This window comes from Pirellulales bacterium (assembly GCA_036490175.1).
Classification (GTDB): Bacteria; Planctomycetota; Planctomycetia; order Pirellulales; family JACPPG01; genus JACPPG01.
Genome location: DASXEJ010000073.1, coordinates 1 through 19,305, shown reverse-complemented (window position 1 = coordinate 19,305; position 19,305 = coordinate 1). Strand labels below are relative to the sequence as shown.

Genomic DNA, 19,305 nt, shown 5'->3' with positions numbered 1-19,305 from the left:
CGGAATGGACCCAAAAGCCCTGTCATTGCGTGGTTTTCGGAAACCTCCGTTATTTTTCGCAACGCCTTGCCCGCTTTTCGATTATTCGAAAAACGACATCGCCAAGTGGGGCTGCGACACGCGTGCGGCATGTGAGGCTTGTGCGGTTAAATCGGACGCCTCGACGGCTGCTTAGCCCTTGAGTGCGCGAGCGAGGGCCGCTTTATTCGCAAACTCAATCCTTACGAAAAATTGCGATTTAAGGGAACGGGACTCAATGACCGGCAAGGCAAACCTTATCTTCACAATCTCCAATGGCGTCATCGTCGCCGCCAGCCTCTATGCGGCTTTCTCTACCCAGGAGACCGCCCAATTTGCCTATATTTCTACTCACCGCGCCTTTGTTTCCGTGACCAAGCTAGCGGTACAGGCCGCCTATAGTCCTTCGGACCCTAAACAGCTTCTGGGCTGGACCTTCGCTCCCATCGTTGAAAACAGCGGCCCCACAGCAACTCGCTCTCTCGAACTTCTTGCTGGTGTTCAGTCTACCGGAGAGCCGACAGGGCCAAAGGATCCGGAAGTCGCCTTTCCCACCGGAAATTCAATAGGCTTTCGCAATGACGAATCCAGAACCGCGTAAATCACCGCGCCAACCGCGCCCCTTGGAGGGACGCATTGGTTACGCCGGCAAGTACCGGCTGCGATGTCTCATCCTGAATATCTCCGGCACTGGCGTAAAGCTCGGCTTGAAGTGACAATCCGCCCTCCCGGCCGAGTTTTTCCTCAGCATTTCTCGGCGCGGCGAACCCTCGGATGACTATTGGGCCCGCACAATATGGCACCGCGGCAATACAATCGGGGTCACTTTTAGCAAAGCGCCCACCGGAAGTGCGCCCACATACGGCCTTCGTCGCGGACGCGGCTCACACCAGGCGTAAAGCCTGTCAATCAGCAATCGACGCGCCGCCGAGGTTTATTCGCCATCCGCATCGACTGGGGCGGGCTGCGCGATTGAAACCGGATCGGATGCGCGGAAGGTATTCTTCAGCGCGTCATCAAGCGCGTCCTCTTGGCGCTCGCGCGAGATCTTGCTGTGACCTCGCTTGGTAGGCTTGCGCTTCGAAGTGCTGTCCATCTCTCGATTACTCCGACTGCCGTGACGCTCGTATTGCCCGAGGATTTAAGACGGGATCGCAACCTGGCGAAAGCAAAGCCACTCCTCCTCGGCCGCCGAATATCCACGAAACAGCTGCCCAAAGTTCGCTTCATCTCGAATACGTCGCGATTTGTACTCTGCGAGCCACCGTGTGTGCTATGCGTGTGTTGGCAGTCGAAAATCGCTGGCACCGGGCTAAGAATAAAAAGGCATGAGCGAAGGGACGCCAAATCGGCGCATCAGAAATGTCACAGCGTATTGATTATAGAGGATATCGCCTTGAGGTTGGTCCGGTCGGAAAGGGCTGGAGGGCGGCTATCTACGCGCCGGGGTCGCCAACGCCGTTGCTCGAAAGCCCTTCGATGCTTGAGAAAAGCTCTAAAGACAACATTGTTATTGAGGCAAAGAGCATTATCGACGCGCGTCTCAACGGATAACGCAAATTGTATCCATACTGCAGCGAGGCCTTGTAGGGGACAGTAATGGCCGTCACATACTATGTCGCTGTGCCATTTGTGAGGACCGAAGACGGCGTAGCGGCAGGCCAAGCACAAGAGATGCCCAACGAACGCGCCGCGATCCGGCGAGCCGAGGCGCTCTGGCGAGACCCGGCCAACGCTGGCGCGCTCGCGTTCAAGCGCAGCGGCGACCCAGGCATGGGCACTTTCGACGACGCTACGATTCTGCAATCCTTCGGCGAAGTACCGAAGAACTTGGACGAATTATGAAGGTTTGATGCCAGTCCCGCCGCACCTCTGGCATCGCACGATTTTGTCACCCTTCTTGAGAGTGCCTCTCCCCTCACAATTCTTGCACGGCTTCTTCTCCCCAATGCTCTTCCGCATTCCGTCCTCCAAATCCGACCCCGATCAAGATACGGCGGAGCGCCGCCGCCACCAACCGTCCCTACGGCCCAATAGCTTCAGAAACCCCGCGGCCGCTGCCAAACCGCGCGACTTGATTTACGTGCAGAACCACCGAGCCGGCAAACTCGCGTCACGCCGAAGCTCGCATCGCTGGCATATCAGTGTAAAAACTTGACGGTTTTCGAGGCGCGAGGGGAGCTAAGCGATGAATTGGGACTTGTTCGCCGCTATTCTGATCATGACGGCCGTGCTGCTCATCGTGCCCGGTCCGATCGTCACGCTGGTCATCGCTATCGGCGCGAGCCAGGGCATGCGCGCAGCTGCCATCACGGTTTCCGCCAAAGAGGAGCATGTGAGAAAACAGGGCCCTAGCGGCCCGCACGCAATCCGGCGGTAACCGATGAAGCGTTCGCTCGCGGTTTATCGATTGCCGATGGTCGCCGCCGCCGTGGTATCTCGTAGATCATCTCGCATTAGCAACCGCAGGCACCCCAAAAGCCAAAGTGGTATCCGTAATAGACCGGGTACGCGGCATATAGATTATAACCGTAGTTGACGTAGTGGTAACGGGCGGCCGGGTAGTAAGCGTAAGGTGCGATGACCGCGCCCGACCCCCAGCGACTATATTCCCGACCGTGGTAGCCCCATCCACTATGGCCCGAAGGGCGGTAGGCCCAGTCGCGATAACTCCAACCGTCATAACCCCACTCGTCGTCTCCCCAGCTCCAAAGCGGGTCCGCTACGGCCGTAGTTATTAATGTCGTCGCAGCGAACGCGGCTGCGATGGCTGGAAAAAGGAGCTTTCTCATGGGCTTCACCTTAGGCTTCTACAAAAAGGCAGCTTCATTTAAAGAACAACATTGTCATTATCGGATCACTCGTCACGAAAAACCGTGTTGTTAGGTAAACGGTTGCTAACATCTCTCCCAAGTCGGTACCTCGCTGCACATGCCGCGCTGCGGTGTCATTCGGCGTGGGTTTTGTGCGCCGATCGGTTCGCCAAGCCATTGATCGGTCGGCAAATCACGGGTCAATGTTGGGTGCTGGTTTACAGAGGACGTTGGCCTGCGCCGACGACTAACGATTTTTTGAACCAGCGCGTTAGATATTACGGCATTGGCATGTAGATCGCGAGGCAAGGGCGCGAACGGCGCGAGGGGCACAAAACCTCTACGCCGTGATGCCTCGCCGCTTCCCGTCGCCCTGGTCGACGCCTATTTAGATGAAGTGGATGTTGTCAGGCGAGATCCCGAGAAACGTCAAACTCGGGGTGTCGCTCAAAACCGTTGTCACGCCCACGTAGTTCGTCGCAACGAAGTTCGTCGCAACGAAGTTGGAAGCCGCGAGGCCGATGGCGTTCGAGCGAAATCGCTGGCGTCTCCTGGACCCAGCTGACGCTACACTCACCCTTGGTCTGGTAAACGTTTTGCCAGTAGCTTTGTCTATTAAGCATGCCCATATGCGGCCGCGATTGCCGTCAGGAGCTTATATGGCATCCGCCCCTATTCTCGAGGACAAGAACACGGGTGCACGATCGGTCTTTGAGCCGGCGGCGCTGCTGCGTGAAGCGCGCCGGCAGAAGGCCCTGCCCGTTGCCGATGTACCGCCGCTTTGTGTCCTCGATCCCGACGGCGACATCGTTCGCCGCCTCAGACAGTCCGGGCAGGCGAAGGTTTCCGCTATTTGGCCCTGTTATCATACCGAACTTTTCGAATTTGCGCTGGCCGAGAAACCTGCCGGCATTGTGGGCTGCGCCGTGGGAGCGCCGTTCGCCGTCTTGGTCGCAGAAGAGCTCTTTGCATGCGGATGCAGACTTCTCATCAGTCTGACTTCGGCTGGGCAGATCGTTGCTGCGGGTGACCCGCCTTATTTCGTCATTATCGACCGCGCGCTCCGCGATGAAGGCACCAGTTACCATTACGCGCCGGCCGAAAGCTTCGCTGCGGCGGATCCGCGTATTGTCGAGGCGGCTGTCAGAGCTGTCGCCCGTAGTGGCTTGCGCGTCTATGCCGGACCGAGCTGGACGACCGATGCTCCGTTCCGCGAAACTGTCGCAGCCGTGGAGGCGGCGCGAGCGAGAGGTATCCTGGCCGTCGAGATGGAGGCAGCTGCCCTCTACACATTCGCGCGTATGCGAAACGCAGCGGTGCTTTGCCTTGCCCATGTGACCAATCGGATGGGCGTTACCGAGCGCGACTTCGAAAAAGGCGAGGCGGATGGCACCGCCGATGCCTTGGCATTGCTCGCCGCGCTCGGCAGAGCTCTGTATCCGGCAAGCCCCTCGCTACCAGGACCGCACAAGTGAGCTGTGGTGGCACGCTGCCTCGCGCCGCCGGGCAGGCGTTTCGCACGGCGGATTCTCCGGCTGAGCCCGACATCCCTGTGAGGTTGCGTGCCGGCAGTCTGTTCGAGTTGCCGGCATATCGGAAACGATATAGCGTCGTCCGCTGTTTACGCGACCATTGCGAGGATGCTCGACCGTGCCGCACAATCCGGTCAACGACATCTGGCAATTCCTCACCGCGAACACAGTCGATTATCTGGCGATCGGGCCTTGGCGTTTTCTGCTGCTGGCGCTGTTCTGGGTACTGCTGATCGCCAGCATCGCGATCGCCATCAAGAATTGGCGGCAAGATCCGGAGCAACGCAGCGGCCGGGTGCTTGGCATGGCTTTCGTCCGCGTGCTGATCGGCTGCATGTGGTTTCAAGGTTCGTTATGGAAGCTGCCGCTGCCCGCGTCCGAAGGACTTCGCTACTGGACGACACAAGAAGCGACGCGCGCCGCCTTCACGCTGCATCAGGAGTTGATCAAGAATGTCGTGCTACCGAACCTGGATCTGCTTGGACCGCTCGTCTACATGGCTGAGCTGACATTCGCCGTCTCCATGATGCTTGGATTTGCAGTTCGCGGGGTCGGCGTTCTCGCCATTCTGTTCGTCTTGCAGCTCTGGCTCGGTATCTACAGACCCGGCGAACCCGCCGAGTGGCCGTGGACCTACATGTTCCTCGCTCTGCTCATGTTTGTTTTTGTCATTGACGCCGCCGGCCGGAGGCTTGGCCTCGATGCCCTGTTGCGGCGAGACGCGCGCGCCGCGCGTGCCGGTAAGGGCTTGATTGGCTACGTGCAGCGGATCGTTGGCTGAGCTTCGCTTACCTCCGCCGCTCGCGGTGCAGGCTGAGTGCAAGGCGACAGAACGTGATCACGAGCACCGCTGCGGCCTTGAGCCCAGCCCGGAGATTTCCTGAAACCTTTGACACTCCGCCGATGCGGCGACGCTGCCCGACCGCAATTTCCTGAACCGGCAAGCCGGCGGCAGCCACACGCATCAGCATTTCCAGGTTCCAGCCATAGGTCGCTTCGCGCATGCCGAGTCTGGTGAGCGCATCCCGTCGTATGGCGCGAAATGGCGAGAGGTCGCTGAAGCGTGCGCCGTAGATAGTGCGGATGAGCAGAGCGCCCATGACCCCTGCGGCGACCTGTTGCGGCGCAAGACTCTTAGGCTCGCGCACGCCGCGAATGCGCGACCCAAGCACAAACACCACCTCGCCTGCCGCGATCGGCGCGATCAAGGCCGGGATATACTCCGCGGGATCGCTTCCGTCGCCGTCGAGAAACACGATGATGTCGGTGTCCTCGCGCAATGCCGCAATGCCGGTCTGAATGGCACGCCCGTAGCCGCGCCGTTGTTCGACAACCACCCGCGCACCGGCCGCTGTTGCGCGCTCGGCCGTCCGGTCCTTGGATGCCCCGTCGACCACGATCACGTCCGCGACGCCCTGCGCCAGCACGGACGAAACCACGGGGCCGATCGCGTCTTCCTCGTCGAGGCAGGGGATGATGGCGGCGACTACCGTCGGCGGTGACCGCGTTGCTCGAAGACCTGGCAAAACCTGCCTCACAGACTCCAGCACAGGCCGCAATTTGCGCACGTAGCGGGCGGCTGATTGGATAGCAGCGCGCCGCGAAACGTGCGGTAGGCGGGTCCGTTCCATATCTCCATCAGGCTCTGTTTGGTCGCGTCGCCCAGCGTGTAGTTTTCGTAGCCGTGCATCGCGAATGGCGCGATGCAGCATGGCAGCGCGCGGCCATTGGCTGTGATGTACATCAGCGACCACGGCCGCCGGCACAGCGACCAGGGCGAGTCATCGTCGGCCTTTTGCAGGCTGAGACCGGGCTCGGAAGCCGCGCCCGACGCATTAAAAGCAATCCCGAGCGAGCGGGCCAGGGTCTCGGCTTCCTTCAAGTAAATTGCTTCATCGCGCGTCACGCGTTCGAACAGCGCCTGATCCGGCCGGGCGTATCCGACCGCCGCACGATCAAAATACACCAGCCGTTGCAGATATATTTCCTTGACGCCGAGGTCGGCCGCGACTTGCACAAAGGCCGGGAGCTCGGCAATCGTCTCTTTCAAGCCGGTCAGCCACAGCGACACCTGCGGCCGCTCGATCCCCTCGCGCTCTTGAAGCTCGCGAAATACATGCACGTTGCGCAAAATCCGGTTGAAATAGTCGGCGCCCCGGATCGTCTTGAATGACTCGCGGTTGGACGCATCGAGCGACACGCGCAATTCGTCGAGTCCGGCGTCGATCAAGGCGCGGCCGTTGCGCGCATTGAGCACGGTGCCATTGGTGTTGAACAACACATAGACGCCGCGCGCTTTGAGATATCCCACCATGCGCGGCAATGACTTCACCAACATCGGCTCGCCGACGCCATGTAGCACGGCGCGGGAAAGGTCCGGCACCTGGCCGACGAGACGCGTGAACAACTCCCAGCTAAGGTCGGCGGGCGGTTCGAGCTCCTCGTAGGTGCGCGGACAGGTCGTACACAAGAGATTGCAGCGGTTGGTCACTTCCAGATAAAGGCAGACTGGCGGCTGCGGGGCCTCGTCGGTGCGCGCGTCCGGCACGGCCTCGTGATAACGGCGGGGATGGACAACAGCGGACGAGTTCATGTCATTGCGCCATCAACGGTCGCTTCAGCCGTCCGGACCGCGCCGCCAACGCCCAACACAACAGCACGCTCCCAAACAGCGCGGATTTGACGATCAGCGTCGTCTGGGCATCCGACGTCGTCGCAGCGGTGAGCAGCAAGGCTCCAATCGACATTGCCCAACTAGGTGCGCTTCCCAAAAGCGCAGCGAACGGAACTATGATCAGGTAATACCACGGGTATTCCGGCGATAACAGCAGCAATGCGGACAGGAACAGATTATTGGCATCGGCGAGCATCGTTGCCGCAGTTGGCGTTGCGCGAAGTGCCGCGCGCAATGCCAGAAACAGCAGCAACGCGACCGCCACGATCAAGTAGCACGGCAGGTCGTAACGGCTGGCTCCAAACGCCAGACGCCATAGCGATAGCAGCCAAAAACCGCCACCGGAGAGAAGCCCCTCCTCCTTCAGATAGCCGTGCGGCAAAAAGCCGAGGACGCCCCAACCGACGGACAGGTACGGCAGATAACAGAGCGCCACCGCTGCAATCACGATCACGGGAATTTTCCAGTCCCACGGCCGCCAGATGACCGCCAGTGCCGGCGCAGCGAGCGGCTTTGCCAGACTTGCCAACACGACCGCAAGCGCGCCGCTTCGCGCCCGCCCCATCATGGCGGCCCAAAGCCCGACCAGTGTCAGAGCCATCATCAGCGCGTCGACATGGCCGCCGTTGCCGATTTCCCAGATCGGCAGCGGATGCCACGCATAGGCGACGATGCGCGTCAGCGGCTGACGCATCCGGCGCAGCACCGACAGCATCATAACCAAGCTGACCACCTCGCAGCTGAGCATGGCGAGGCGCATGACGACGGTGTTCGCCCCGAAGCGGGTCGCTGCGAGAAAGAAAAATTCGGCAACAGGCGGATAGACGGTCACCGCATAGTTGGCGCGGTTAATGTTCGGAAAAATCGCTGAGTCGCGAAGCTGCGCGAGCGCGGGATTATCCGGAACGTAGCGGTAAGGATTGATGCCGGCGCCCTGCACAGTGCCGTCCCAGACATAACGGTAGATGTCGGTCGATAGGAATGGATGGAACGATAATGCATAAACGCGCAGTACGACCGCGAGACTGAGGATAAACACGAGAGCCTTCCGGCCCTCTGCATGGTCGGCAACCGCGGTTGCGGCATAAGTGAACGCGCCGGTTAACAGGACGACGGCCACGAACGCATAGTCGCCGCCGGCGCGCTGTGCAAAGGGCGCTGCGGCCACCAAGACGGCGATCAGCGCGCCAACTGCAATAAGTTTAGTCAACCCAGCGCTGCTTGACAGGCGCGCAGGCGGTGGACTCCCCGACACGACGGATTGCGTTGAACTCACCGAATGGTCTCCGGCGGCGTTGCTAGGAACGCCCGCGTCGCAGCGGCCGGACCACCGCCCTGGAAGCGGCTCGGCCGTCCGGCCAATTCGTCGCGCAGGCACCCGTACGATTCCGCGTCGTCAACATCATACCATTCCGGCAGCAACGCGCTCTCCAGCGCCATCCCCTGCGCGCGCTGCAGGGTGGTGCGGGCTACGCTGGCCGTGCCCCAAGAAATGTCAGCAAAAACCGCGCGATGCGGGCGCTTAAGTCCGATCAGATAATAGCCGCCATCAGCGGCCGGGCCGAGCACCATGCGGTCTCCTGGCCTGCGCAGCGTTTCGATGGCTTGAATGAGAAGCCGTGTCGGCAGCGTCGGACTATCCCCATTGACGAGAATGACACAGTCGTGCGGTGTGTTGAGGAGTTCCGCCGTCGCGCCGAACAGTACGTTGCCTAAATCGGTGTCGGCTTGCAGAACAAGACCGAATGACGCCGGGAACAGCCGCCCCAATATGACCTCGGCTCCGGCCGGAGCGTAAACGCCGTAACCGACCCGCCCCATACTTTCGGGAACGGCCTCGATGGCGGCCGCAACGTCGCGGAGAAAGCAACTCGACAGCTGAGCGGCCGCATCCGCTCCGATGCTGGCCGCCAAGCGGGACTTGGTTGCGCCGGATTGCGGCGCCTTGCACACAATGCCGACTGCCGCCGTCGCGCCCAATGGCTCACCGCAAGGATTGATTTCTATGCTGCTTCGAGCGCCTGATCGAGATCGGCGACGATGTCGTCGATATGCTCGATGCCTATCGACAGCCGCACGTAGCCGTCCGTGACACCCGTCTTCACCTGTTCTTCCGGCGTCAGTTGTGAGTGCGTCGTCGTGGCAGGGTGGATCGCAAGCGAACGAGTGTCGCCAATATTAGCGACGTGATAAAACATTTTTAGGTTATCGATGAAACGGCGGCCTGCGTCCTTGCCGCCGCTGAGTTCGAAGCCGACTAGACCGCCGTAGCCTCCCTCAAGGTATGCGTCGGCGCGCCGACGCCGTTCGCCGGTCATGGCACCCGGAAAGATGACTTTCGTAATCTTGGCATGGCTCGCCAAGTGCTTGGCGACCGCAGCTGCATTGGTACAATGCTCCCGCATCCGCAGTGCAACCGTTTCGAGGCCCTGGATAAACATAAAAGCATTGAATGGGCTCATAGCCGCGCCGATGTCGCGAAGCAATGTCACGCGCGCCTTGATGATGTAGGCTATCGGACCGAGTGGCTTGACGGCCTGCGTCCACACCGCCCCGTGATAGCTCGGATCGGGCATGTTGAGCATCGGGAAGCGCGCCGCGTGCTTTTCCCAGTCGAAATTGCCGCTATCGACGATCACTCCGCCGATCGACGTGCCGTGGCCGCCGATATATTTTGTTGTCGAATGCATGACGATAGCGGCGCCGTGCTTGATCGGCTTGCACAGAATCGGCGTCGCGGTATTGTCCATGATGAGCGGCACGCCGAGCGGCCGCCCGATCTGTGCCACCTCGGCGATCGGAAACACCGCGAGCTTCGGATTGGGCAGTGTTTCGCCGTAATAGCACCGGGTCCGGTCGTCGGTCGCACGGCGGAAATTCTCGGGGTCAGACGGATCGACGAAGCGACAGGTGATGCCCATCGTCGACATCGTGTTCTGGAATAAGTTCCAGGTGCCGCCGTAGATGTCGGTCGAACAAACGAAATTGTCGCCCGCGTGACAGATGTTCTGCACGGCAAACAGCGATGCCGCCTGCCCCGACGCCACGGCAAGCGCCGCAACGCCGCCCTCCAGCGCCGCGACCCGTTCCTCGAGTACGGCCTGCGTCGGATTCATAATGCGCGTGTAGATGTTGCCGAGCTCTTTCAGCGCAAACAGATTCGCGGCGTGCTCGGTCGAATTGAACTGATAGGACGTTGTTTGGTAGATCGGCACTGTTACCGCCGTAGTAGCGCTATCCGAGCGATACCCTGCGTGGAGCGCAACTGTGGCAGCGTGCTGGCTTTCCGTCGGCATGTCGACCCCCTGTGATTGAGAAGCGTCACAGGGTGCATGTTTTTGCCGTTTCGGCAAGATGAGCGGCCCGGCTCTCGTGCAAGGCCAATCAACGCCTCCAATTTTCCGACGCCGACTGCGGAACCATTCGGCACGCTACCACCTACTGTAGCTATCAAGAGTTCCAACGTTGAAGCCGAAACCAATTGTCGACTTGCCAGCAGGAAGCAGTTACGTGCCGCCCTCTTGCAGAGGGCGGGGAATCGATGCCAACAGACTTGGATGCACTCGCAGCACGCGGGCGCCACGCAAAGGCGCGAGCGCGAAACGACAGCTCGGCGATGCTGGCATCGCTTGCGGTTTGCCTCGTTGTTTTATTCTTGCTGTCCGCCTTTCCGACCCTTGCGACAGTACTGATCGCAACGGTGCGGCCCGTTTAAGGCTGTCGGTGCAGCATGTTCGGCAGCTTGGCGATGTTGGCCGCGATGCGCCGCGCCTCGTCGTAGGTCATCAGCTTCGCCGCCGTTCGCCGGCCCGACTCTTCCTCGTAATAAACAAGAGCCAACTCCTGGCCGCTGGCGTCCTTCACAATGAAGCACGCCGGCCGCTCCTCTATGGTCCATGGTGGCGGAAAGCGACGTCGCTCGGGCATAAGCGCGCAACCGACGAGCGGCCGATTCGCTCCCCGCCTCGGGGGGCGGGCCATGACGCCGCCGCTTCCGCACCTGCTGCACTGCAGCCGCGGAACTTCCGTCGCCCAGCATTCACGTTGCTGGGCCGCAGCGGCGACGACTGATTAGCGCTGGCAGCTTCGGCCGATGACGAGCGACGTGGCCGGCATGCCGACGCCGCCCACCCGATTGCTGCGGTGTATTGGCCCGTTGCTTGAGCAAAGCTGCGGACGGCTTCCCCGTCGGGCGCCGTTAAGTACTTCGACTCATCAGGCCGGTCTTGGTCAAACGATCAAAGCTGGCCATGGAATGCCAGGCCGGCGTAACCGGCCACGGGCTCAGCTTAAACCTTTGTAATGATCCGAACCTTTGAAAAGGGACCTTTGACAAATGGAAGACAGCTGCGTTGGGCCGATTGGCAATTCAGCATTCCATTCAGCCCGTGGAGCAGTGACGCGGCAATTTCGCGAACAGGAGATTGGCAGATGTCCGGGTACAATTTCGGCAAGATTAATCTTCCGGGCCCCGCAGGCACGTACGTCTATATTTCGGTCAGTGGTGTAGATGCTGCGGGTCTCGCGGTCGGCAATTATGGCGACAGTAACGATGATTTTCACGGCTTTACCGCGAACAGCGGGACACCGGTCATCTTCGATCCGCCAGATTCAAGCAACACCAATATCGGCGGTATTACAGCATCGGGCGAGATTTTTGGCAATTACACCAGCTTCCAGAACCAACAAGTTGGCTTCGTTTACAACAACGGGATATTCACCACCGTCAACGCGCCACTGGCACAGGAGACCACCGTCTTCGGCGTGACTAATGGTGAGATTTTCGGCGGCTATGTCGATCTGTTTGGCGGCTCGTACGGTTTTCTCGACAATGGCGGCGTTTTTACCCAGATCGCCGCTCCTGGCGCCGCCAGCACGACGGTCACAGGCGTGACGCCCAGCGGCGAGGCCGCAGGAACGATCCTCGACAGTTCCGACCAAGCCCATGGATTTACCGACCTAAACGGCATCTTCACCACTATCGATCCCACCGGGTCGACCGACACATACGTGGTCGGCATCAGCGCCGCCGGCGACCTCGCTGGAACGTATTACGACAGCACCCAGACTTCGCACGGATTCGTGGACGCCAATGGTGTTATTTCGACGATCAACATCACCGGAGCGACCGCAACTGCCGTCACAGGCATTAATGCGGCGGGTGAGGTCGTTGGTTATTCCATCGACGATGGCGGCAACGTTCACGGCTTTGTCGACATTCTTGGCTCGGTCGCCACGGTCGATGTGCCTGGTGCAACCCAAACGGATATCCTTGGGGTTAACGATGCGGGAGACATCTATGGCTTCTACAACGTCGGCGCCGTTCAGTATGGCTTTGTAGGCAGCAGCACGGGCGGCATCGACTCTCCCGCAATCGCCGAACAAATCGTTGAAATCTATGGCGCGGTTCTGCAACGTGCCCCGACAGACGCAGAGCTGACGTCACAGCTGTCGGTCGATTCGGCGAACGGCATTTCGGCAGTCGTTTCAGCAGTGGTGGATAGTCCTGAGGCGCAGACAAATGTGTATCCAGTCCTTCAGGCGTTTCAGCTTGCGTTCGATCATTTTCCGACGGCGGCGACCTTGTCGAGTATCGTATCAACGGGACTGACAGAGGCGCAGTTCTCGAATGCGTTCGTTTCAGACTCGTCATTTGCTCGTCTATACCTTCCTGTCGGTGTCGACCTGGTCGCCCAGGGAGGGATGTACTATGAGGGTGGAATTGAGAGCTCCATTGTCGAGGGAGGGAATACGTATCAATCACTGTCGAGTTTGCCCATTATCGCCGGGGGCGAGGGCGAAAGCATCATCAAAGAACTTTTTCAGACGGGATTGGGCCACCTGCCTACGCCAATCACTTTAGCCGGCTTCGACGGATTGACTATCGGGCAGGCCTTTCTTGCGTTTATTCAATCCGAGGCCGATCTTGCTTCTTTGCAATCTTCCATCGTTTCTTATTTGACTACAGCCGCAGATAATGCCGCCGGAATTCAGTCGATCGTCGGCAGCGTCGAGGTGAACCATAGTTCAGGCGCTTAGACACGATAGGGTTGACCGCGACGAGCACAAAACGCAATCCCGTTTGGGTGGGGAACGAATATCCGGAATCGCCCGTGTGTGGAATCGGTCGCTCCTCGACTCAATTCGCAAGGTGCCGCTTGCAGGTCGCCCAACGGGCACCAAGTTGGCCGAAGTGAACTGGCCTTACTCGGCTTGTTAGGCGGCCCGGATTAGCTTGCCCCACTTCTCAGTTTCGCCGGCTAGGAATTTCCGAAATTCGGCAACCGACATGGGCATCGGGACATTGCCTAACTCGACAAGGCGTGCCCTTCAACTTCGGATCGGGAACGCCTGCATTGACTTGAGATGGGCAGCACAGTCCACTCTTCTCCTAGCCGGGCGGGTACCCTCGGCGCCTTTACCGACCTCAGTCTAGTTCGCCATGTCGCCAATTGGGCACTCCACTGCCAAACCTAATGTCTGCCGTCAGGGTAACGGTTAGGGCATGAGCGGCCTGACGCCAGGAAGACAAAACGGGACGGGTGCAAAAGCCCCGTCATTGCGGAGTTTTCGAAAACCTCCGCTATTTTTCGCGGTGCTTTGCCAGCTTTTCGATTATTCGAAAAATGAAGTGCCAGCGGGGCTGGTGGGGCTGCGACGCGGGCCGCAACAGATGTGCGGCATGTGCGGCAAACCCGGGTGCCGAGAGGGGGGCCCACCCCTTGAACGGGCGAGCAAGGGCCGCCGCATTCGCAAACGCAATCCTTGCGAAAACCTCCGATTTACGGGAAGGGAATTCGATGGCCAGCAAGGCAAACCTCATCTTCACAATTTCCATCGGCGTCATCGTCGCCGCCAGCCTCTATGCGGCTTTCTCTACCCAGGAGACCGCCCAATTCGCCCACGAGTCCTACATTTCTACTCATCGCGCCTTTGTTTCCGTGACCAAGCTGGCGGTTCAGGCCGCCTATAGTCCTTCGGACCCCAAACAGCTTATGGGCTGGACCTTCGCTCCCGTCGTTGAAAACAGCGGCCCCACAGCAACTCGCTCTCTCGAACTTCTTGCCGGTGTTCAGTCTACCGGAGATCCGACGGGGCCAAAGGATCCGGAAGTCGCCTTCCCCACCGGAAATTCAATTAGCCTTGTGGTTGGCCCCCACACCACGGTAACGCTGCCCATCAGCCTAAACTCGGATCTTTTGATTCCGAACGATACGATCCAAAAGGTCGCAAAAGGGCAAACAGCCCTGTACGTCTTCGGCACCGCTCACTACCACGACGTCTTTGAAAGAACACTGCTTCACATCACAAAATACTGCTTTCAGGTTGACGCGACAGGCGATGGCGCACCCGGCACCAAGGTCAGCTATCACTTCTGCCGGTTTTGGAATTGCGCGGATTACGAATGCGTGGCCGACAAAGCCGAGCACGAAAGCGCTGAATTGCAGCCGGCAAAACCGGGCGAATAGCCCTGTCCGCGTTCGTGGGATATGCGCGGACATAAGCGATGTAATCGAACCGATGAGTTTGGAACCCGAGCAGGGGAGCCCGGGATGGTTCTTACGCGAACAGTTTTCGTTTGTTTAGGAGCACCCGATCCACAAATTCGCAACCGATCCGGTGCCCATCCTGCCAAAGAACGCGACACCGTCTGCTGGGTCGGCCAGTTCGCGTGAACAAAAGCGTAAACTGTGCTGGAGCCGTCTCGTCAGTCGCCAACCTTATTCCTACGCCAGTCTCGGATAGGTCGTAAACCACGCAAAGACGCGGCGAACCATCGCCAACGTCGATCCAGGCAGGGCGACCATAATGCTTGCGCGGATGCCTGCGAAGCTCTGACTTATCAGCCATCGGGCAACCCCGAGTAATTCACGTTATGGTTGAGGAGAAACATTAATTTTCGGTTTACCGATGAGGGCGGCGTGACAGGTCGCCCGGAATGCTCCTGAGGAAGGCTGTCCATTCAGGCGAAGCTCTTCCGAACAAGCATTGAGAACCAAAAGGGGATAGGTCCGCGTGGCGCGGCCGCGATCAACCCGCAAAGGTCCGGGCAAGCCGACGAAATGGGCCCGGACGAGCTCCAACAAAACACTCGTATTAGTAAGGGGCCGTCGAGACAGGTGGCAACGGAGAGGTAACGAATACGGGACACGATGTCGGGTGACCATGAGAACTAATCGTATTGGGGGTGGGCACAGGTTTGATCGCGAGTCTTGCTTTGTCTTCGCACAGCTTCCGCGCTGATTGTCGATGCCTCATCCGATGCTCTGGTCCGGCTCAGGCACCGATCGCTGAGGCGGCCGCGGACGCGATTTTCCGGCCGGCTCAGCGAAGCGACGCCTTGAGCTTAGGCAAGTGGCCGTTGGGGTTTACACGACTGTTCGGCAGTTTCCCCGACTTTCCGAGATGAACCGGTCCGCAAATCTTGATATCCGGGTGGCGCAAGCCCCCGCACCAGCTCGGCACCCGACGCTGTTCTGCTGCGGTAGAAGCACTCTCCTCTGAGTCACGTTCAAGAGCAGCGACAATATCATCACAAGTTATCGGTGCCTGCGTCGCGGGTGACGCCACCGTTGCGTCGTCTGATCGGACGCCTTTCCAGTCCTCAACCGAACGCCCTGTGATCGTCTGCACATAGTTCCGAGTCTCCTTCGGCAGACCACGAACGCCGGTAACGAAGTCGCGCACCCGCTGCGGACCAGCATTATACGCAGCCGCAGCGAGCCCGAGATTGCCGAATTCCTGCCGCAACGAAGCGAGAAATTTTCCTGACGCTTGCAGCGCTCGGCCCGCATCGAAGGGCTCGTCCACGTGTTGCTCAAGTGCCGTGTAGGGCATAAATTGCGCAATCCCTTCGGCGCGTTCACCACGGCTTGTTAAAGGGCCGACGGTGTCAGGCCGGAAGCGGCTTTCTGCCCAAATCAGCCGCGCAAAGAAATTGACTGGTAAAGCGTTGGCGCGGGCCGCCGCCTCGACCAACGGACAAAGCGCCGAATGCACGCTCTGGGACGCGGCGCCGGCCTTCTGCGCTTGGGCTAACAGCGGAGATGGCAGGAGCAATAAAAGTCCAACGGCAACCCGCACTTTGCTCATTTTCTGTTTGGCGGTCATCGAATCTGAGTTCCATGTGACCTAAAGGCATTTGTTATGGATATCCACGGCATATCGCGATATCAACACCGTAACGGTAACGGTAGAATCGGTACACCGACCAGGTCATATTACCTCACCAATCCCTGTTAACGATGTCGAATCGGCGGCTAGTATTTCGCTTATTTTAGAGAATGCCCGATGGTCGCCCTCAGCTCTGTCGTTCTTACTGTTATGGCTGTGCTGATGGCTGTTCCCGTCTTCGTGTTCCTCGTTGAGGTGATCGCAGCGGTGACGGGCTCGTGGAATTCCAAACGGCCGCTCTCCACCGATCAGCTGGGCCATCACGATCGCATCGCCGTACTGATCCCGGCGCACGACGAGAGCAAAGGTCTCCTGCCAACCCTGGAGGATATGAAGCCGCAACTTCATCCCGGCGGCATATTGCTCGTCGTTGCCGACAATTGCACGGATGACACCGCCGATATCGCCCGAACGCAGGGCGCCGAAGTCATCGAGCGCCACGATCCCTCCCACCGGGGCAAGGGCTATGCGTTGGACTTCGGCCTGCTGCATCTCAATTCGGATCCGCCGGACATCGTTATCATGGCAGACGCCGACTGCAGGATCGCAGATGGCGCCGTCGATGAGTTGGCCAGAGTTTGTGCCGCAACGCACCGCCCGGTGCAGGCGCTCTACCTAATGTCGTCGCCCGCCGACGCGCAGATCAATCATCGGGTCGCTCAATTTGCCTGGCGCGTGAAAAACTTACTACGTCCGTCTGGACTCAAGGCTTTGGGCCTTCCCTGCCAGCTGATGGGTACGGGCATGGCATTCCCATGGGACGTAATCCGCACAGCGGATCTTGCCAGCGGCTCGATCGTTGAAGATCTCAAGCTTGGTCTGGATCTCACGAGTAGCGGTCACCCCCCAATATTTTGCCCATCCGCTCTGGTGACGAGCCAATTCGCATCATCCGCCCGTGCCGCCAGCAGCCAACGCGAACGCTGGGAACGTGGCCATCTCCACACGATTGCGACGATGCTCCCCAAGCTGTTATTTAAAGCGATAGTTCATCGCGACTGCAATCTCCTCGCGCTCACGCTCGACTTGTCGGTTCCTCCGCTGTCGTTACTCGCCACCCTCGTTGGCGGGGTCTTCGCCGCTACTGTACTCTTTGGGATTCTCGGCTATTCGTCCCTTCCCCTGAGCATCACCACCGTGACCATAGTTGGATTATTGCTCGCTGTTGCAATTGCTTGGCAAAGCTGCGGGCGCGAGATCCTACCAATTCGTTCGATTTTCTTGATGGTGCCGTACATTGTTGGAAAACTTGGCTTGTACCGTAAATTCTCGAAGGGAGAATGGGTCCGGACAGACCGATCAAAATCTGAGTAAGATGCGGCCACCGTCAAAGCACTCTTCGTGGCACCTCGGGTGGCTGTCGTCGCCGCCCTGGTCAGAATTGAATTCCCCAGGAAACAGCGCATGCGATGAAGCCGAAGCCACTTTTCAGCGTTGGGCTCGTCGCCACGGCGCTCCTTTTGACCCAAGCGTGAGCACGATCACGTGAAACGTCTCACCAAATATCGCCCTTTACGATGGCGGCACCCTGAACGGTACCTTCACGCTCAACTCGTCAGGCTTTCTCAACGGCAATATATAGGGATTTGGTCACCGCTGGTGGTTCTCTGCTAGGGGCGACATACACGACCTACATCAATGCGAGCGATTCCAATAATCTGACCGTGCATTTCAACTGTGCGAACTATACGTCAACCCTAAATCTGGTGTTTGAATTTAGTTTGCTTGAGCCGTGGCGGATAATCCGAGACCGCTACACTTGGCTCCTCGACGCGCTTTGACTACTCCTTACCTAATGGGCGAGGCTCGAAATCGTATCGTCGATCCAGCGCGGACATTCAGTGATCCGCTCCACGAGAGTGTTTAAGCCCTGGCTGGCATTGAATGTGTAGTCAGCGAGCAGAATGCCAGCGCACACGAGTGGTGTAAGTCGCGTCGTTGGGATCACGCACCCCTACACGAATTTGACACCGACAAAGCGCTTGTCGATCCAAACGATCTCGCAGCTGCGCTGTACGCGGCCGTCCCGCGAGAGCAAGAGGGTGAATCGAGTCGGCAAATCCGTCAGTGGATGCGCGACCGCCAGCCGTGCACCACCATTCGAGATGTCCCAGATCACGCAGCGAACAGTCGATGCTTGCTCGCATAAGAGGACTTCTGCCGCGCGGCGTACCGGGCGTCGGAGAGCTTTTCGGTTGTCCTGCGGCCGGAGAGGCATCCGTTCCCTCCCACGCGTCAGCACCGAGTTATGCAAGCAAAGGCTTAATGAATTACAACCGGGAGACGTGGAGCTCTCAGGGCGTCGCGCCCCAGCCCGACAGCTGCACGAAAGTTCGCACCACCAGCCTGCAACGCTAAGCGCGATGACATCGCCACTTGGGGCCGCACTAGACACCATTCCCAGTGCCGAAAACCTCTGCGTCAGTGTGGGCAATCATGACGTGCGTCGAATTGCTAGCCGAACGGCCAAAGGAGCCGAACCGCCCTTGCGAAAAGGATGCCAGAAACCTAACGGACGTAGTGCCACGCATTTGTCTGCGGGTTGAGCTCTAACTTCGCTCCAGGGGGAGCCAGTTCCCACTGCTTGTTATACGGGTTGTATCGTGAAACCGAGTTTGGCGGCACCAACTCATACGAGCCCGTGTACGGATTGAGCCTGGGCACTGCATCCGGCGCGGCCAATTCCCATGTCCCGGTCGCTGGATTTAATCGCGGAACGGCATTCGGCGACACATCCTCCCACTGCCCCGTATAGGGGTTGTATTTGGCCTCGGCATGGGCGGCAGCGACAAAGGCGAGAGCTGCGCAGACCACACCCGCTTGCCAGAAACTGCGCTGAAGCATTGTCATTTGGCCGTCTCCAGCTCGATTAGGCGACCCGCAAGCCCGCACACAACATGCATCTACGTCAGCGGCCGGAAACACGCAAATTGGTGCACCGCAGCAGAAAGCTCTTGCCAATCGGCGGAAAAGCTAATATTCGATTAAAAGGTGCGGGGAGTAGAAAGCAAGTGTAGCTACAAGTCTAAGATGAGCGCTGTTGATCCCGCCAGTAGCATGTTCGGCGCAAACGATGGATCGTTGGCGTCACCGT

Annotated in this window: 19 protein-coding genes; 8 read left to right on the top strand and 11 right to left on the bottom strand. The window is 59.1% G+C overall.

The window, feature by feature from the left end:
• Window positions 1–256: 256 nt before the first annotated feature.
• A complete protein-coding gene (locus tag VGG64_05115) occupies window positions 257–619 on the top strand; it encodes a hypothetical protein (protein ID HEY1598958.1) in 363 nt (120 codons plus the stop codon).
• 333 nt (window positions 620–952) lie between these two features.
• Here VGG64_05115 and VGG64_05110 read toward each other — a convergent pair whose 3' ends face one another.
• Window positions 953–1,114: a hypothetical protein gene (locus VGG64_05110; GenBank protein HEY1598957.1), complete on the bottom strand. Its 162-nt coding sequence runs from the start codon at window positions 1,112–1,114 to the stop codon at window positions 953–955.
• A gap of 503 nt (window positions 1,115–1,617) precedes the next feature.
• On the opposite strand from VGG64_05110, the gene VGG64_05105 reads away from it, so the two are divergent.
• Together VGG64_05105 and VGG64_05100 are read left to right on the top strand one after the other, a co-directional pair.
• Complete coding sequence (locus VGG64_05105; protein HEY1598956.1) at window positions 1,618–1,863, top strand: hypothetical protein; 246 nt, start codon at window positions 1,618–1,620, stop codon at window positions 1,861–1,863.
• Between the two features lie 343 nt (window positions 1,864–2,206).
• Entirely contained in the window at window positions 2,207–2,398 is a 192-nt protein-coding gene (locus VGG64_05100) for a hypothetical protein (GenBank protein HEY1598955.1), read from the top strand.
• 76 nt (window positions 2,399–2,474) lie between these two features.
• On the opposite strand, the gene VGG64_05095 is transcribed toward VGG64_05100, so the two are convergent.
• Window positions 2,475–2,810, bottom strand: coding sequence for a hypothetical protein (locus tag VGG64_05095; protein ID HEY1598954.1), 336 nt, complete (start codon window positions 2,808–2,810; stop codon window positions 2,475–2,477).
• A 542-nt stretch (window positions 2,811–3,352) separates the two neighbouring features.
• Here VGG64_05095 and VGG64_05090 point away from each other — a divergent pair.
• Window positions 3,353–4,306 carry a nucleoside phosphorylase gene (locus VGG64_05090; GenBank protein HEY1598953.1) on the top strand — a complete coding sequence of 318 codons (954 nt, stop codon included), beginning with the start codon at window positions 3,353–3,355 and terminating at the stop codon, window positions 4,304–4,306.
• A 175-nt stretch (window positions 4,307–4,481) separates the two neighbouring features.
• On the top strand, window positions 4,482–5,144 hold the full coding sequence (locus tag VGG64_05085) for a hypothetical protein (GenBank protein HEY1598952.1): 663 nt from the start codon (window positions 4,482–4,484) through the stop codon (window positions 5,142–5,144).
• Window positions 5,145–5,151: 7 nt separating this feature from the next.
• On the opposite strand, the gene VGG64_05080 is transcribed toward VGG64_05085, so the two are convergent.
• The 6 genes from VGG64_05080 to VGG64_05055 all read right to left on the bottom strand — a co-directional run bounded on the left by VGG64_05080 (window position 5,152) and on the right by VGG64_05055 (window position 10,964).
• A complete protein-coding gene (locus VGG64_05080) occupies window positions 5,152–5,994 on the bottom strand; it encodes a glycosyltransferase family 2 protein (protein HEY1598951.1) in 843 nt (280 codons plus the stop codon).
• Complete coding sequence (locus VGG64_05075) at window positions 5,898–6,956, bottom strand: radical SAM protein (protein HEY1598950.1); 1,059 nt, start codon at window positions 6,954–6,956, stop codon at window positions 5,898–5,900. Before VGG64_05075 ends, VGG64_05080 begins: the two co-directional genes overlap by 97 nt.
• A 1-nt stretch (window position 6,957) precedes the next feature.
• Window positions 6,958–8,313 (bottom strand): hypothetical protein, encoded by a 1,356-nt coding sequence (locus VGG64_05070; GenBank protein ID HEY1598949.1) that lies wholly within the window; start codon window positions 8,311–8,313, stop codon window positions 6,958–6,960.
• On the bottom strand, window positions 8,310–8,990 hold the full coding sequence (locus VGG64_05065; protein HEY1598948.1) for a TIGR04282 family arsenosugar biosynthesis glycosyltransferase: 681 nt from the start codon (window positions 8,988–8,990) through the stop codon (window positions 8,310–8,312). Before VGG64_05065 ends, VGG64_05070 begins: the two co-directional genes overlap by 4 nt.
• Before the next feature lie 50 nt (window positions 8,991–9,040).
• The gene (locus VGG64_05060; GenBank protein HEY1598947.1) at window positions 9,041–10,333 is read right to left on the bottom strand and encodes a PLP-dependent transferase; all 1,293 of its coding nucleotides are present in this window, start codon (window positions 10,331–10,333) and stop codon (window positions 9,041–9,043) included.
• Between the two features lie 415 nt (window positions 10,334–10,748).
• A complete protein-coding gene (locus VGG64_05055; GenBank protein HEY1598946.1) occupies window positions 10,749–10,964 on the bottom strand; it encodes a hypothetical protein in 216 nt (71 codons plus the stop codon).
• Between the two features lie 375 nt (window positions 10,965–11,339).
• Between VGG64_05055 and VGG64_05050 the strand changes: the two genes are divergently transcribed.
• Together VGG64_05050 and VGG64_05045 are read left to right on the top strand one after the other, a co-directional pair.
• A complete protein-coding gene (locus VGG64_05050) occupies window positions 11,340–13,076 on the top strand; it encodes a hypothetical protein (GenBank protein ID HEY1598945.1) in 1,737 nt (578 codons plus the stop codon).
• Between the two features lie 761 nt (window positions 13,077–13,837).
• Window positions 13,838–14,506 carry a hypothetical protein gene (locus VGG64_05045; GenBank protein HEY1598944.1) on the top strand — a complete coding sequence of 223 codons (669 nt, stop codon included), beginning with the start codon at window positions 13,838–13,840 and terminating at the stop codon, window positions 14,504–14,506.
• 856 nt (window positions 14,507–15,362) lie between these two features.
• Here the strand turns inward: VGG64_05045 and VGG64_05040 are convergent.
• Complete coding sequence (locus tag VGG64_05040; GenBank protein ID HEY1598943.1) at window positions 15,363–16,148, bottom strand: lytic transglycosylase domain-containing protein; 786 nt, start codon at window positions 16,146–16,148, stop codon at window positions 15,363–15,365.
• A 180-nt stretch (window positions 16,149–16,328) separates the two neighbouring features.
• On the opposite strand from VGG64_05040, the gene VGG64_05035 reads away from it, so the two are divergent.
• Entirely contained in the window at window positions 16,329–17,525 is a 1,197-nt protein-coding gene (locus tag VGG64_05035) for a glycosyltransferase family 2 protein (protein ID HEY1598942.1), read from the top strand.
• A 640-nt stretch (window positions 17,526–18,165) separates the two neighbouring features.
• Here the strand turns inward: VGG64_05035 and VGG64_05030 are convergent.
• Together VGG64_05030 and VGG64_05025 are read right to left on the bottom strand one after the other, a co-directional pair.
• Window positions 18,166–18,429: a PilZ domain-containing protein gene (locus VGG64_05030; protein HEY1598941.1), complete on the bottom strand. Its 264-nt coding sequence runs from the start codon at window positions 18,427–18,429 to the stop codon at window positions 18,166–18,168.
• Window positions 18,430–18,719: 290 nt separating this feature from the next.
• On the bottom strand, window positions 18,720–19,061 hold the full coding sequence (locus tag VGG64_05025; protein ID HEY1598940.1) for a hypothetical protein: 342 nt from the start codon (window positions 19,059–19,061) through the stop codon (window positions 18,720–18,722).
• Between the last annotated feature and the right edge of the window lie 244 nt (window positions 19,062–19,305).